This window comes from Flavobacteriales bacterium (assembly GCA_020635795.1).
In the GTDB taxonomy this organism is placed as follows: Bacteria; Bacteroidota; Bacteroidia; order Flavobacteriales_E; family Vicingaceae; genus Vicingus.
This window is the reverse complement of record JACJZD010000001.1, coordinates 503,242-517,135: the sequence shown is the minus strand read 5'-3', so window position 1 is coordinate 517,135 and position 13,894 is coordinate 503,242. Positions and strand designations below refer to the sequence as shown.

General features: G+C 32.8%; 13 protein-coding genes and 2 tRNA genes. 7 read left to right on the top strand and 8 right to left on the bottom strand.

The features are described 5' to 3' along the window. Positions 1-23: 23 nt before the first annotated feature. Complete coding sequence (gene cadA, locus H6589_02215; protein ID MCB9173398.1) at positions 24-2,159, top strand: cadmium-translocating P-type ATPase; 2,136 nt, start codon at positions 24-26, stop codon at positions 2,157-2,159. Positions 2,160-2,252: 93 nt separating this feature from the next. Here the strand turns inward: cadA and H6589_02210 are convergent, their stop codons facing one another. Further along, complete coding sequence (locus tag H6589_02210) at positions 2,253-4,403, bottom strand: OmpA family protein (GenBank protein MCB9173397.1); 2,151 nt, start codon at positions 4,401-4,403, stop codon at positions 2,253-2,255. A 27-nt stretch (positions 4,404-4,430) separates the two neighbouring features. Then, entirely contained in the window at positions 4,431-5,492 is a 1,062-nt protein-coding gene (locus H6589_02205; GenBank protein MCB9173396.1) for a tetratricopeptide repeat protein, read from the bottom strand. A gap of 130 nt (positions 5,493-5,622) precedes the next feature. Here H6589_02205 and prmC point away from each other — a divergent pair, with 130 nt between their 5' ends. From prmC to H6589_02185, 4 genes are all read left to right on the top strand, one after another. Further along, positions 5,623-6,492, top strand: a complete 870-nt coding sequence (prmC, locus tag H6589_02200; protein ID MCB9173395.1) for a peptide chain release factor N(5)-glutamine methyltransferase — start codon at positions 5,623-5,625, stop codon at positions 6,490-6,492. A 26-nt stretch (positions 6,493-6,518) separates the two neighbouring features. Next, positions 6,519-7,124 (top strand): hypothetical protein, encoded by a 606-nt coding sequence (locus H6589_02195; GenBank protein MCB9173394.1) that lies wholly within the window; start codon positions 6,519-6,521, stop codon positions 7,122-7,124. A 178-nt stretch (positions 7,125-7,302) separates the two neighbouring features. Continuing rightward, positions 7,303-7,375: transfer RNA gene (locus H6589_02190), tRNA-Gly, on the top strand. A 25-nt stretch (positions 7,376-7,400) separates the two neighbouring features. Then, positions 7,401-7,484: transfer RNA gene (locus H6589_02185), tRNA-Leu, on the top strand. A gap of 134 nt (positions 7,485-7,618) precedes the next feature. Here the strand turns inward: H6589_02185 and H6589_02180 are convergent. Both H6589_02180 and H6589_02175 read right to left on the bottom strand, forming a co-directional pair. Continuing rightward, on the bottom strand, positions 7,619-8,806 hold the full coding sequence (locus tag H6589_02180) for a T9SS type A sorting domain-containing protein (protein ID MCB9173393.1): 1,188 nt from the start codon (positions 8,804-8,806) through the stop codon (positions 7,619-7,621). A 99-nt stretch (positions 8,807-8,905) separates the two neighbouring features. After that, entirely contained in the window at positions 8,906-9,169 is a 264-nt protein-coding gene (locus tag H6589_02175) for a DUF2158 domain-containing protein (protein MCB9173392.1), read from the bottom strand. A 174-nt stretch (positions 9,170-9,343) separates the two neighbouring features. Between H6589_02175 and H6589_02170 the strand changes: the two genes are divergently transcribed. Continuing rightward, the gene (locus H6589_02170; GenBank protein MCB9173391.1) at positions 9,344-9,868 is read left to right on the top strand and encodes a hypothetical protein; all 525 of its coding nucleotides are present in this window, start codon (positions 9,344-9,346) and stop codon (positions 9,866-9,868) included. A 6-nt stretch (positions 9,869-9,874) separates the two neighbouring features. On the opposite strand, the gene H6589_02165 is transcribed toward H6589_02170, so the two are convergent. Both H6589_02165 and H6589_02160 read right to left on the bottom strand, forming a co-directional pair. Then, on the bottom strand, positions 9,875-10,060 hold the full coding sequence (locus H6589_02165; GenBank protein ID MCB9173390.1) for a hypothetical protein: 186 nt from the start codon (positions 10,058-10,060) through the stop codon (positions 9,875-9,877). Continuing rightward, the gene (locus tag H6589_02160) at positions 10,061-10,675 is read right to left on the bottom strand and encodes a DEAD/DEAH box helicase (GenBank protein MCB9173389.1); all 615 of its coding nucleotides are present in this window, start codon (positions 10,673-10,675) and stop codon (positions 10,061-10,063) included. Positions 10,676-10,848: 173 nt separating this feature from the next. On the opposite strand from H6589_02160, the gene H6589_02155 reads away from it, so the two are divergent. After that, positions 10,849-11,040 (top strand): cold-shock protein, encoded by a 192-nt coding sequence (locus H6589_02155; GenBank protein MCB9173388.1) that lies wholly within the window; start codon positions 10,849-10,851, stop codon positions 11,038-11,040. A gap of 70 nt (positions 11,041-11,110) precedes the next feature. Here the strand turns inward: H6589_02155 and H6589_02150 are convergent, their stop codons facing one another. Both H6589_02150 and H6589_02145 read right to left on the bottom strand, forming a co-directional pair. Then, the gene (locus H6589_02150) at positions 11,111-11,623 is read right to left on the bottom strand and encodes a hypothetical protein (GenBank protein MCB9173387.1); all 513 of its coding nucleotides are present in this window, start codon (positions 11,621-11,623) and stop codon (positions 11,111-11,113) included. 83 nt (positions 11,624-11,706) lie between these two features. Beyond that, positions 11,707-13,866, bottom strand: coding sequence for a tetratricopeptide repeat protein (locus H6589_02145; protein ID MCB9173386.1), 2,160 nt, complete (start codon positions 13,864-13,866; stop codon positions 11,707-11,709). Between the last annotated feature and the right edge of the window lie 28 nt (positions 13,867-13,894).

Genomic DNA, 13,894 nt, shown 5'->3' with positions numbered 1-13,894 from the left:
AGTATAATCCTAACTTTGTTATTATGAGTGAATTAAAAAACACACTACTTCATGTAGAAGGTATGACTTGTACCAATTGTGCATTGGGCATAAAAAAACAGTTAGAAAAAAAAGGATTGAATGATGTTGATGTAAATTTTTCTACTGGAGAAGTGCTGTTTAAAAACACCATTAATTTATCAATAGAAGACATTAAAAATGGTATCAATGGATTGGGATACAAAGTTATTGAAGATACTTCCGATAATCATCATGGACACAGTCACAGCAACTTCTCAACCATAGAAAAAAAATTCTATTTCTCTTTAATATTTACCATTCCATTGTTTTTACACATGTTTTTTCCACATGATTATTTAATAAACAATGCTTTGGTGCAACTTGGATTGTGTTTACCTGTTTTTATAGTGGGTTTTTTACATTTCGGAAAAAGCGCTTGGGGTTCACTTAAATCAATGGTTCCAAACATGGATGTATTAATAGTGATTGGAGCAACTTCAGCATTTATTTATAGCATAATTGGAATTATTGAGCATTATGGTACACACGAAGCCCATAACTATTTGTTTTTTGAAACTGCTGCCACCATTATAACTTTAGTTTTATTGGGTAACGTAATGGAGCATCGTTCGGTAAATCAAACTACCACAGCTTTAAAAGAATTAACTCAATTACAAAAATCGGAAGCGACTAAAGTATTGGCTGATGGAAGCACCGAAAAAATTGATGCCAATTTTTTGGTAAAAGGTGATGTTATTTTGGTAAACCATGGCGATAAAATTGCCATTGATGGTGAAATTATTTGGGGTGATGCCACTATTAACGAATCAATGATTACTGGAGAAAGTGTTCCTGTAGAAAAAACCATTGGAAATAAAGTTGTTGGAGGAACAATCGTTGAAAGTGGTTCAATAAAAGTTAGAACTGAGCACGTGGGGAGCGAAACCGTTTTATCAAAAATTATCGAAATGGTTAAATCGGCACAACAAAACCAGCCTCAAATACAGCGGTTGGGAGATAGAATTAGTGCTGTTTTTGTTCCTGTAGTAGTTGGGATAGCCATTTTAACTTTTACCGTTGCATATTTAGGTTTTGAGATTACACTACAACAATCTTTAATGCAAACCATTGCAGTATTGGTTATTTCATGCCCTTGCGCAATGGGTTTAGCCACTCCTACTGCGGTAATGGTTGGTATTGGAAGAGCAGCCAAAAAAGGAATTTTAATTAAAGGGGGAAGCACTTTAGAACAGTTTGCTAACATTAAAAATATTGTGTTTGATAAAACAGGCACCTTAACTACTGGTAATTTTGCATTGAAAGGAATTACCTTGTACAATAATTTTAATGAAACTGATGCCAAAAATTTGTTGTTTAGCATTGAAGAACACTCTTCTCATCCCATTGCAAAATCGTTGGTGAATGATTTAAAACCAACAGCCAACAAGGTTGCTTTTGCAAAAATTAATGAAGTTAAAGGATATGGTATTGAAGCTTTTGATGCAGAAAACAATCATTATCAATTGGGCTCAGCGCGTTGGTTAAACGATAATAAGCCAACAGAAACACATCAAATATATTTGTTTAAAAACACTGTTTTAGTAGCAGGAATTAATATCGAAGATGAATTAAAGCACAATGTAAAATCAACCATTACGCTGTTGCACGAACAAAACCTCAACACTGTTTTATTAAGTGGTGATGTTAAAGCCAAATGCGAAAGTATGGCTGCCGAGTTAGGTATTAAAACTGTTTATAGCGAACAATTGCCCGAAGATAAACTAAAACTTATTGACCAAATGGTTGCTACATCACCAACAGCTATGGTTGGAGACGGTATTAACGATGCTCCTGCCCTTACCAAAGCTAACGTAGGCATTTCGTTGAGCAACGCTACACAAATTGCTGTGCAAAGTGCTCAAATTGTATTGTTGAACCATAAAGATTTTAGCCAAGTTTATGAGGCTTATTTAATAAGTAAACACACGCTTAAAACCATTAAACAAAATTTGTTTTGGGCTTTTTTCTATAATGTAGTTGCTATACCCATAGCTGCGTTTGGATTTTTAAACCCAATGGTGGCTGCACTTACTATGGCTTTTTCTGATGTAATTGTAATTGGAAATTCTATTCGGTTAAAAACGAAGAAGTTGAAGTAAGAAGACTCTTCGACAAGCTCAGAGTGACAAATTTATATTAAACCATCACTTATTGTCATGCTGAGCTTGTCGAAGCATCTTTTTTATTAGATTCTATTTACTCAAAATCTTAAACTCTGTTCTACGGTTTTGTTGGTGAGCTTCTTCTTTTTCGTCTTCAAATTTTAACTTAGCAATTTCTGCATCAGAAATAATCAACTCTTGCTCTCCATAACCTTTCGAAACTAATCTGTCAGTAGCAATTCCACCTTTAATTAAATAATCTACACACGATTGCGCTCTACGTTGCGATAAATCTTCGTTATACTTATCTCCCCCTCTAGAATCGGTATGAGCAGACAACTCAATTTTTAAGGTTGGATTTTCAACTAACAATTTAATCAATCGGTCTAATTCATTTTTAGAAGCATCACGCAAGGTAGCTTTGTTGTAATCGTAAAAAATGTTTTTCAATACAATTTTACTACCCACTTCAACTCTTTTTAAATCAATGTTTTTCACTACCTCTTGGTAAGCAGCCGTTTCTGGAATATTAAAATTCTCCGAATGGAACAAATACCCATCTGCACGAACTATTAAACCATAGTTTTTACCCGATGGCAACGACACTAAATATTTACCCGTAGTCTCGTTCGATTCAAATTTAGCCAAGGTTTTATTTTCTTCTACATCAATCAATTCAATATCAGAATACAAAGGCTTCAATGTTTTTTCATCACGTACTACCCCTTTTAAAATGGTAATACGTTTTGTAGCAGCATCAACTTGTTTTTCAATTAATTTTTCACGAACAGGCTCTGCAATGTTTGCCAACAAGTTATCTTCAGCACTCAATTGCAATGGTTTTTCAGGTCCTAAAAAGGTAATCATGTAAATATCTTTTTCGCCATACCCATCAGCTTTAAACGACGAGTAATACCCTCTTCTACCACTAGCATTGATTACAAAAAACACGTCATCGTCAACCGAATTTATTGGATATCCAATGTTTTCTGGCTTGCCCCATGTAACACCATCAGCTTGTAATTTCGACATAAAAATATCGTAGCCACCCATTGTTTCGTGCCCTTGCGAACTAAAATACAATGTTTTTCCATCAGGGTGAATCACCACACTTTCTTCATTGTGTTTGGTATTAATTACCGGACCAATATTCACTGCTTCACCCCAATCTTTTTTAATAGGGTCCCACTTTGTATAATAAATATCGTGCTCACCAAAGCCTCCTGGTTTGTTTGAAACAAAGTACAAGGTTTTTGCATCGTTCGAATAACTTGCCGAAGATTCGTGATATTTAGAATTTATGTTCTTGTTCATTTTTACCGGCTTCGACCAAGTTGCCCCAACCAATTTAGTTTCATACAAGTTACCATCTCCTTTATCATCTTTATAAATAATCATGCTTTGAGCATCAGGAGCAACAGCCACAGTGGCATCGTGTTCATTTGAATTTACGTTAGTTCCCATGTTTGCAGGGCTAGTCCATTTACCTCCAACTTTATTGGTAATGTAAATATCTTCGTAATATTCGTTTAAGCCCTCAGCAACACCACCTCCAGTAGTAGTATTTCTTCTTGAGGTAAACATCATTACTGATTCATCTGCAGAAATGATAGCTCCATATTCTGGATATTTTGAGTTTACTACATTTCCGAAATTATCGATGAAAGCACGTACAGGTTTTGCCACCAATTTCTTCCCCATTTCACATTCGTTAATTCTGTTTTGTGTTTCTTCAACTTCAATAGGGTCTTTACCTGTTAATACCGATTGATGAATTTTATAAGCTGCAATTGCTTTATCAAAATCCATGGTTAATTGATACCCCATACCTAAGTAATAATGAATATCTCTAGACACATTAGGGTTTAACTTTTGTGCTTTTAAAAAGTGAGGCAAACATTCTTCTTTATACACCGATGAAGACAAATAACAACGACCGATTCTATAATTTAACTGAGCATTGTTTGGATTGAATTTATTTGCTTCAAACAAAATAGGCAATGCCTCTTTGTGATAACTTGCCCGAGCTCTGTAATCAGGATGATTAACACTCATAAAAGATTCTGGGTAGATATCATAAATTTTATACCCTTCTTCGAGTTGGTCTCTTGCAATTTTAAATTCGTCTTTTCGTTCTTTAAACAAATTTTTATCGAAAGGTACATCTTGTGCAAAACAGTTAACAGTTAACAATAAAAAGCTAAAGGTTAATGCAATTATTCTATTATATGTTGATTTCATGAGTTCTTAATTAAAAGGTGGTGGTTATTAATTACAACTTTCTTGCGAAAAAGTTTTTCCATTTTTTAAGCCTAACGAGGCAGCTTTATTCCAATCTTCACATGCTTGGTCTTCTTTACGCAACATTTCATTAGCTATTCCTCTGTTTAAGTAAGCTGGACCAAAATCGTCTTGCAATAAAATGGCTTTGTTACAATCTTCAACAGTACCTTTAAAATCTTCTAGTTTATATTTAGAAGCGGCTCTATTGTTGTATGCCTGAGCATAACTGGCTTTTAATCGAATAGCATCATTAAAATCCTCAATGGCTGCTTTGTAATCGCCTTTTTCGTGTTTTGCATAGCCTCTATTGTTATAAGCAATATAATAATCATTCTTCAGCTCAATTGCTTTGGTGTAATTTTTAATTGCTTCGTCGTACTGTTTATTTATACGCAATGCACTTCCTAAGTTATTGTAAGCAAAGTACAATTTACTATCAATGGTTACTGCTTTTTTATAATCTTGAATTGCACCAGTAATATCATTGGTTTGTCGTTTTGCACTTCCCCTATCGTTAAATGCGTATGCGTAAGTTGGTTTATTTTTAATCGCGTTATCGTAATCGCTTATTGCTTCGGTGTATTTTTCATGTAGAAAATACAAACCTCCTCGATAATAATAAGCTTCAGCGTTGGTATTGTCAATTTCAATTTCTTTGGTAAAATTTTCTAAGGCTTGCTCTTTTTCATTTCTTTCATAATGAGACCTTGCTTTTAAAAAGTAAGAGCCAACATAAGCTGGATTAATTTGAATAACGGTATTTAAATCAAGAATTGCACCTGCATAATCTTTAATTTGAAACTTTACAGAACCTCTGTTAAACAGTGCTTTTTCGAAAGTTGGCACTAATGCAATGGCTTCGTCAAAATCGGCAATAGCACCGCTCAAATCTTTAGCATTAAACTTTTCAATACCGCTGTTGTAAAATTCTTCAGCTTTTGCAACATTAATTGCCGATTCATCACCAACAACTACATCTTGGGCAAACGATTGTTGATTTGCAAAAAATAGCAAGAACCCAACAACCACAATTTTTAAATACTTCATAGTTTTACTTTTAAAAGAGCCAATTTAACAATTATGTTTTTCTCAATCAAAAATCTGACCAATAGATTTTGAATTGTTAATAACAAAAAATTAAGTGTTTAATTTGTAATCTTGACCTTTTAGTCTAAACGTGAAAATTTCTGACAATACTTTACAAGCAGTAATTCGTTTTTTTAAAACTGAATTAATCGATTATTTCCCTGAACAGGAAATAAACAGTATGCTGTATATTGTATTGGACAAAACATTTGAAATTCGTAAAAAGGATGTTTTATTGGGTTCAAACAGGCTTTTTTCTGAGTCGGAATTATTAAAAATAATTTACATCGTAAAAGATTTAAAAAAACACAAACCCTTAGCTTATATTTTGGGCGAGTGGGAATTTTATGGCTTACCTTTTAAAGTAAACGAACACACATTAATTCCACGACCAGAAACTGAAGAGTTGGTTCAGCTCATTTTAGATGAAAACAACAACGAAAATGCATCTATTTTAGACATTGGAACTGGTTCGGGTTGTATAGCAATTGCGTTTAAAAAAAACAGACCGAATGCTTCTGTTAGTGCTTTTGATGTTTCTATACAAGCATTAGAAACAGCAAAAAATAATGCCCTTTTAAATGATGTAGCCATTCATTTTCAAGAAATTGATATTCTTACCACTAAACAATTAAAAACTAACTACGACTTAATTGTTAGCAACCCACCTTATATACCGCTAAAGGATATGAACGAAATGGATAAAAATGTTACCGATTTCGAGCCCCATTTAGCCTTGTTTGTTGAAGATAACAATCCACTTATTTTTTATAAAGCCATTGCTGAATTTGCTAAAAAGCATTTAACCAACCATGGCAAGTTATATGTAGAAATACATGAAAAATTGGGGGATAAAGTGAAAGCATTGTTTGAATTAATAGGGTTTAAAGAAGTAGTAATTGTAAAAGACATTAACGAAAAAGATAGAATAGTGAAATGTTTAATGGATTTTTCTTCTTAAATTTATTACACTACAAATGTTAGTTAATGCTTATAAAATCGGACATATTAAATATTATTGAGGATCATGTAAACGATGTTTTTGATAAATCGTCGGTGCATTTGCTTTACCACAACATAAACCATACCTATGATGTGGTAGAAGCTGTAAAAACACTAAGTACCAACTTAAACATTACCGAATCGGAATTTAAAACACTACAAATTGCTGCTTGGTTCCATGATATTGGCTACCTAGAAAACATGCATAACCACGAGCTATATTCTGCCGATTATGCTGCTGGTTTTTTAAGAAAACAACATTTTAATACTGAAATAATAATTACAGTTACCAGCTGTATTTTAGCTACAAAATTGGATGCCCCAGCAAATACGTTACTCGAAAAAACCTTGGTAGATGCCGACTTATATAACCTCGGAACCGAAAAACACTTTAACAACTCAGCATTATTACAACAAGAATTGGGTTTTTTACGCAATAAAAAAATTGATGATGTAGAATGGCTTAAAATTGAAATACCATTTTTGAAACGACACGTTTATCAAACCAATTATGGTAAAACCATACTTGAACCAGTAAAACAAAGGCACTTGCAACAACGAATTGCAGAGTTAACCCACCTGATTAAATAGCTAACCATCAGTTTAACAGCAAACAACGTTTTATGCTCGAAAAAACTCGAGTAAAAAATTCAAAAAAATTTTGCAGAATTAAAAAAATATATACTTTTGCACACTCCTTTTAAAACAAGGAATGTTCTTAACTAAATTGTGTCGAATTTTTTCGACGAAGCTTAATAAAGATTTTTAAGCGAGAGTAGCTCAGCTGGTAGAGCGCGACCTTGCCAAGGTCGAGGTCGCGGGTTCGAACCCCGTCTCTCGCTCTTCTTCTTTTTTAAAAAAGACGATGCTCGGATGGTGGAATTGGTAGACACGCCGGACTTAAAATCCTGTGTTCGTAAGGACGTGCGGGTTCAAGTCCCGCTCCGAGTACTCAAGCCTCAACAGTCCGTTGGGGCTTTTTTTATCGAAAAAACTTGTGAATGGGCTTCCACCTATCACATTTAAAGTTTAATCCCGAATGTTTTAATGTTCGGGATTTTTCATTTAAAAATTTGACTGAATATTTATTGAACCACCAACTTACCCGAGTACTGCTCTTTTTTATTAGTGATCTGATAAAAGTAAATACCTTTGGGTAAGGCTTGAATATCAATTTGGGTAATATTTGTAGTAATATTTTGTTTTAAAATCTCTTTACCCGTTAAATCTATCAACTTAAAAACAGCTATTATAGATTCCTGAGATTTGATTGTAAAAGTATTATTGGCTGGATTAGGGAACACCTCAAATTGGGCATTTTTATTTGAATATGAATCTATCCCTGTTGGTAAAACAGTTACCGTTACCGTATCATAAGTAATATAACCACAAATGGTTTGTTCTAAAATATAGGTGGTGGTGCTATCTGGTTGAACCCACAACCCTGCAACGGTATCAATGGGGTTACCGTTTACATACCAAACACAATCATCGTTTAAGCCAATTTCAGGTTGCCTACCAATAAATACGCTATCGCCCAAAGCTATGTTAGTATCAACTCCTGCATAAGCTGGTGTACTAATATCTATTACACTTACATCGTCGATGTAGTAGTAGGCAAGTAATTGTGATGAATTATCGACAATTATAACATTTGATAAACTATCTGGTTTAAATCCTCCTATAGTAATAAAATTTTCTCCTCCTTGTGCGAGATATTCCAACTCAATAGGAACCCAGTTAATCTTATCTGTTATAACATTATTATAAGGATTTTCTATTTGAGGAATATAAGGAATAAGATTAGGAGGAAGAGGGGCAAGACAACTATCTTCAGAAAAATAAACACCAAAATTACTAGTCGCATATCTACTTTTATCTCGTAAATTAACATAAAAATTCACACAATATGATTTATTAACCGATAAGGAATTATTTAATTTAACTTCTATAAATTCACGTGCTGTACCAATATTAATATAATAATATGCACCAGCATAAGTATTCCCCGTTCTTGGGAGTTGAGTTCCACTACTATTAATTAATCCACAAAATCCAGCACAACATGAAGAAAAAAGGTCTGTACTCGATTGTTGTACACCATTACTGTCAGTATAGGGTTGAAACCAAGGTGTCGCATATTCCAATTGAGAAAGAAATGTCGGGCATTGCGATAATTGCTCAAAACTTGGATTGGGCACTAAATTAACCTGTGTTTTACTGTTTAAAACAAACAAAAAAATGTAGACAATAAAAAGTAAAACTTTTTTCATACCTGTTTTAATAAAAAAGACAGAATTCATAATGCTACATTAAAGTTAGCATAATTTTCTAATAAGCTTACTTTTTCATTTTTATAAGTCATACTACAATTATTGTCTTTTTAATTCCTTCCTTTGACTAACACCTTTTTTATTGTGATAAAAAATATCTCTTGATGGTAATTTCACCAAAAAATTTTGATGATATTTTTCTCTATGGTATCTTTTTCCATCTAACCATGTACATTCTACTATCACATCACTCTCATACCATCCTAGCCATACATTGTAGTCCTTTGCATACCTTTGTACTATCATTACAGGGCCTCCACCTCTTAGTTGCACCCTGTCTCCTGGTTTAAAAATTCTTTTCATAACTAATCGATTTTGGTTCAACTTAACTCCATTACATCAAACAAAATACCATAGAAAAACACTTGAAATTTTGTCCGATTTTTTGTTAAAAATTGTTAATCAAAACTGCAATTTTTTCAGTTTATCAAAGCACTTGCAGGGTTAATTTTATTATTTTTGTTAAAAACCAACATTATGAAATACTTACTTATTGCCTTTTCACTCATAACTTCTATTTCAATTCAAGCACAATCGGAAAATGAAAACTTTTATTTGGCAGAAAATGCCTTAAGCTGGAAAAAAGTGTATGAAACCACTAAAAGCAAACAAGACGTAATTAACTATTTTAAGGAGTCTGGCTTGTTTTGGAGCACCGAAACTGTTGCTGACACTTTGTTTTGCAAATTAAAAGCTCAGCATGTTGATGAAACCAAAACTGGAGTTGCCGGTGTACCTGCTATAGTTAACAAAACCGCTTTTAAAGGCTTGGTACGCATTGAATTAAAAGATAAAAAATACCGTGTTATTTTTAGCAACATCATATTGGTTGGCGATGGCGAAATTCTTAAAAAAGGCGAGGAACAAACCTTTGAATATAATTTTTTAACCAAAGAAAATACGGAATATCGTCCTGGTTTTTTGAAAAAACCAAACTCCATTTACAACATTACTTTTAGCGATTTGTTTGAAATTGCAAGCAAAAAGAAAGACGATTGGTAATTGATGTTACAACGTTTTAAACAACTCTTCGTATTCTTTAAATCGGTGTTCTCGTATGGGACGTATTTTAGGTTCGGTGTTAAAATACAATACTAAACATGGCGATATGTTTTTATACTTCTCCACGTATTCGTAACGCACCAACTCTTTTTGTTTAATACGTTGTTTTATTTTATTGTGATAAGGATACATCTATTTCATCTCAATAATCTGGGCATTTTCCATAAACAAGCCCTGTAATCGTTCCATTCGGTCGGAAAACTTGTCGTTAAACACCAAATACTGACATTTATTTAAACTCTCTGTAATTCTATCTACATCAGTGTGTCCGCTATTATCAAAAATAAACTCTGCATCTTCAACAATCAAAAGTTGTAACCTGCCCAAATTTATTCCATTCATGTAATACAACTTGCTTAAACGCTTTGGAGTAGCTATTACAATGTCCATTCCGGCATAAATATCGTCGCGCTGGTTACTAATTTTTGGTTCTTCGTAAGCCGAATAAATTCTTAAATCAGTATCTTTTAAAAACGTTTTAAACACCGCTTCTAACTCAAGAGCTGCTTGCCTATCTTTCACATAAATCAACGCCCTAGGAACATCGTCGAGCATGGTTCCATTTAGTCGTTGAATAACTACCAATGCCAATGCGGTAGATTTTCCACTTCCTTTTGGTGCAATACAAAACAAATTAGTTCCGCCTTTAATTTTTGGAATGATTAGTTTCTGGAAAGGTGTAGCATCAGTAAAACCCAATTGGGCAATGTTTTCTTGAAGGATGGGCAATAGCTTTTTAAAAGGCATTTTTAGTTGTATAATTTGAATACGTTATTTGCCAAAGTTAGTAAGATATAATGAACGAAACCGATAAAAATTACAACTTGATTTTAATGAAAAGGGATAATAATTAGAAAATTAAGTGATTAACCAATTATAAATGTTACATTTACCATAATATTAATAAACAATAAATAACAATGGCTACAGGTAAAGTAAAATTTTTTAATGATCAAAAAGGATTTGGATTCATAGTTCCAGACGATGGTGGAAAAGATTTATTTGTTCACAAATCAGGAACAAGTACATATTTAAAAGAAGATGATCTAGTAACTTATGATGTTGAAGATACTCAAAAAGGTCCTTCTGCAATAAACGTTGAAAAACAATAGTTTTAAGGTTTATATAAGTAAAAAAAAAGTCCAGCAAAATTGCTGGACTTTTTTTATTCCTCTTTTTTTTTTATTTCTTTTTGTTGAGCTGTTCGTTCATTTTTTTCATGTCGTTACGAACTTGCATGGTATATCCTTTATCATGTACGTATTCATCTTCACCAGCATCGTATTTAATAATAGCTGTGGGAAAGTCCAACACTGATGCATCTACATTTTTATATTTATCAGCATCAATTAAATCAACAATAAATTCAAAATAGTATTTGTCGTCTAAATCGCCAGTATTTTTAGTGTTGATGTAAACACGTTCGTCCATCATTCCTTCTTTACTTACTTCAATCATGTATTCATTATCGCTAAACAACAAAAACTTAAACCTAGCATTACTTTTAGTAAGCGTTTTGTTTACAATAGTATTGTTCTGATAAAGTTTTACTAAAGCACCTTCAATCTTTTTTTCGTCTTTAAGCACATAACCACTCATTTCTAAAACGCTTGGTTTTACACCTATTTTACTTACAAATGAGATTAATGTCACAAATAGTACAACAACTGTAGGATATAATATAACTTTTTTCATCAATTCAATTTTAAAAATTATTCGATTCAATTTTTGGCTAAAATACAAAATTTTTGAAGCTAATAAACAATGCTTTTCCAACATTATATTCTCAGCCCAATAATACACACATCATCCACTTGTTGCAGATTCCCTTTCCATTGCTCAAATTCATTCGCAAACAATTGTTTTTGCTCGTGCAAAGGTTTTGTATAAACGCTTAACAATTTTTCTTTTAAAGTATTATACTTGTACTTTTTGCCTTTCGGACCGCCAAACTGGTCGGCAAAGCCATCGGTAAAAATAAAAATGTAATCTCCTTCGGTGGTTTCAACTTCGTGGTTGGTAAAATCGGTCATTTTGTAATTGTAACCAATGGGTTGTTTATCGGGTTTAATCTCAACTAAATTATCGTTTTTAATGATGTAAAGCGGATTGTTGGCTCCTGCCCATTGCAGTTCTTTAGTTCGTAAGTTTAATCGAATAAGCGAAATATCCATACCATCTGTGGTTTCTCCTTCTTTACCCGTTTGATTAAGCTCAACAATTACTTTTTTTCGTAAAAGATTTAGTATTTCAGCGGGTTTTAACAGTACATCTACCGCATTTATTTCGTTTAAAAAGGAATTGCCTAACATGGTTAAAAATGCACCAGGAACTCCGTGACCAGTACAATCGGCAACAGCCAAGTATAAATGATTATCTTTTTCTAAAGCCCAATAAAAATCGCCACTTACAATATCTTTGGGCTTAAAGAAAATGAAGTGTGGAGGCAAATGTTTGCTTTCGTGTTCTTCCGATTTTAGCAACGCATCTTGAATTCGTTTGGCGTAATTAATCGAATCCATCACCTCTTTATTTTTAACCTCAAGTTGAGTTTTGGCAAGTTCTACTTCTAATTTTTTCTCTTCAATTACTTGTTTCTGTTTTTTGGTAACTTTTAATCGATTAAAAATAATACCTAACATTGATATTACGATAAGCAATACCAAAGCAATTCCGTAAGAAATCATTTTTTGTTTTTGCTCCTTTTCAGCAGAAATTTCTAAATCTTTTTTATGCTCTGCATCTTTAATTGCTTGGCTTTTTTCAAACTCATATTTTAACTGCTGATTTTTTGTTTTTCCAATAATATCATCATTTAACAAGCTATCTTTCATCATGGTATGAAGTTCAAAAAGCTCTAATGCTTCCTTATAATTTCCTTTTAGTTTATTTATTTTACTCAAGGTTTGAGCAGAGTGGCTAATATTTGCAGGGAATCCAAGTTCTTTCGAAAGTTTAAAACTTCTATGAGCATACTCTTCAGCCAATTTAATGTCGCCAATTTTCATCATTATATCCGACAAATCTTTCAAAACATAACTCGTCCATCTTTTATCGCCTTGTTCTTCCAATATTTTAAGCGATTTATAATAATAATCAGTAGCTTGTTGCAAACTATCTTGACTTTCGTACAATTCACCAATATGATTATAACTTATGGCTACCCCAATTTTATCGCTTAGTTTTTCTTTAATGTTTAACGACCTATTGTAATAATTCATGGCTTCTTTTAAATTGCCTTTTTTGAAATAAATCAACCCTATGTTATTATAAGTATTGGCAATTCCTCGCTCATAATTTACTTCCATATCATTTTTCAATGATTTTTGGTAGTAAATCAATGCATTATCATAATCCATCTGATCGTAATAGATAATACCAATATTGTTGTACAACGAAGCCATCCCCTCTTTATCTCCCAACTCTTCCTGAATATTTAATGATTTTTGATAGTAATCTAACGCTAAATAAACATTGCCTTGACTTCTGTAAACAAAGCCAATATTGTTTAATGATGTAGCTATACCTGGCTTATCACCAATTTCCTGATGGATTTTTAGCGATTTGTGATAGTTTTCTAAAGCTAATTTGATATTTCCTTTGGTTTTATACACATAGCCAACATTATTTAACGCGTCGGAAAGAGTTCCTAAAAAAAGTTTTTTCTCAATTGCCGATAAGTTTTTTCTTGCTAAGTTTTTCTTTGAAATATCTATGGTAATGTTACAAAGCGACAATAAGGTGTCTATATTAGCTACATAAAGGATTTCTCCCAATCCTAAATACGCTTTTGCAAGAGTTGAATCAGCACTGTTTTTATTAGCAATTTGAGCATTAAACTGATTAATTTCAGCTAGTTCGTCTTCGGAATATTGCTGTGCAAATACAACATGGAAAGAAAAGAGCAGACAAAAAAATATGTTTAACCTTTTATTCATAAGTGATGCAATATAAAAAATATTTATG

Excerpts from the sequence above, each read along its gene's own strand:
- cadA (MCB9173398.1), top strand. The coding sequence starts at position 24 with ATGAGTGAATTAAAAAACACACTACTTCATGTAGAAGGTATGACTTGT.
- H6589_02210 (MCB9173397.1), bottom strand. The coding sequence starts at position 4,403 with ATGAAATCAACATATAATAGAATAATTGCATTAACCTTTAGCTTTTTA.
- H6589_02205 (MCB9173396.1), bottom strand. The coding sequence starts at position 5,492 with ATGAAGTATTTAAAAATTGTGGTTGTTGGGTTCTTGCTATTTTTTGCA.
- H6589_02195 (MCB9173394.1), top strand. The coding sequence starts at position 6,519 with ATGCTTATAAAATCGGACATATTAAATATTATTGAGGATCATGTAAAC.
- H6589_02180 (MCB9173393.1), bottom strand. The coding sequence starts at position 8,806 with ATGAAAAAAGTTTTACTTTTTATTGTCTACATTTTTTTGTTTGTTTTA.
- H6589_02175 (MCB9173392.1), bottom strand. The coding sequence starts at position 9,169 with ATGAAAAGAATTTTTAAACCAGGAGACAGGGTGCAACTAAGAGGTGGA.
- H6589_02170 (MCB9173391.1), top strand. The coding sequence starts at position 9,344 with ATGAAATACTTACTTATTGCCTTTTCACTCATAACTTCTATTTCAATT.
- H6589_02165 (MCB9173390.1), bottom strand. The coding sequence starts at position 10,060 with ATGTATCCTTATCACAATAAAATAAAACAACGTATTAAACAAAAAGAG.
- H6589_02160 (MCB9173389.1), bottom strand. The coding sequence starts at position 10,675 with ATGCCTTTTAAAAAGCTATTGCCCATCCTTCAAGAAAACATTGCCCAA.
- H6589_02155 (MCB9173388.1), top strand. The coding sequence starts at position 10,849 with ATGGCTACAGGTAAAGTAAAATTTTTTAATGATCAAAAAGGATTTGGA.
- H6589_02150 (MCB9173387.1), bottom strand. The coding sequence starts at position 11,623 with ATGAAAAAAGTTATATTATATCCTACAGTTGTTGTACTATTTGTGACA.
- H6589_02145 (MCB9173386.1), bottom strand. The coding sequence starts at position 13,866 with ATGAATAAAAGGTTAAACATATTTTTTTGTCTGCTCTTTTCTTTCCAT.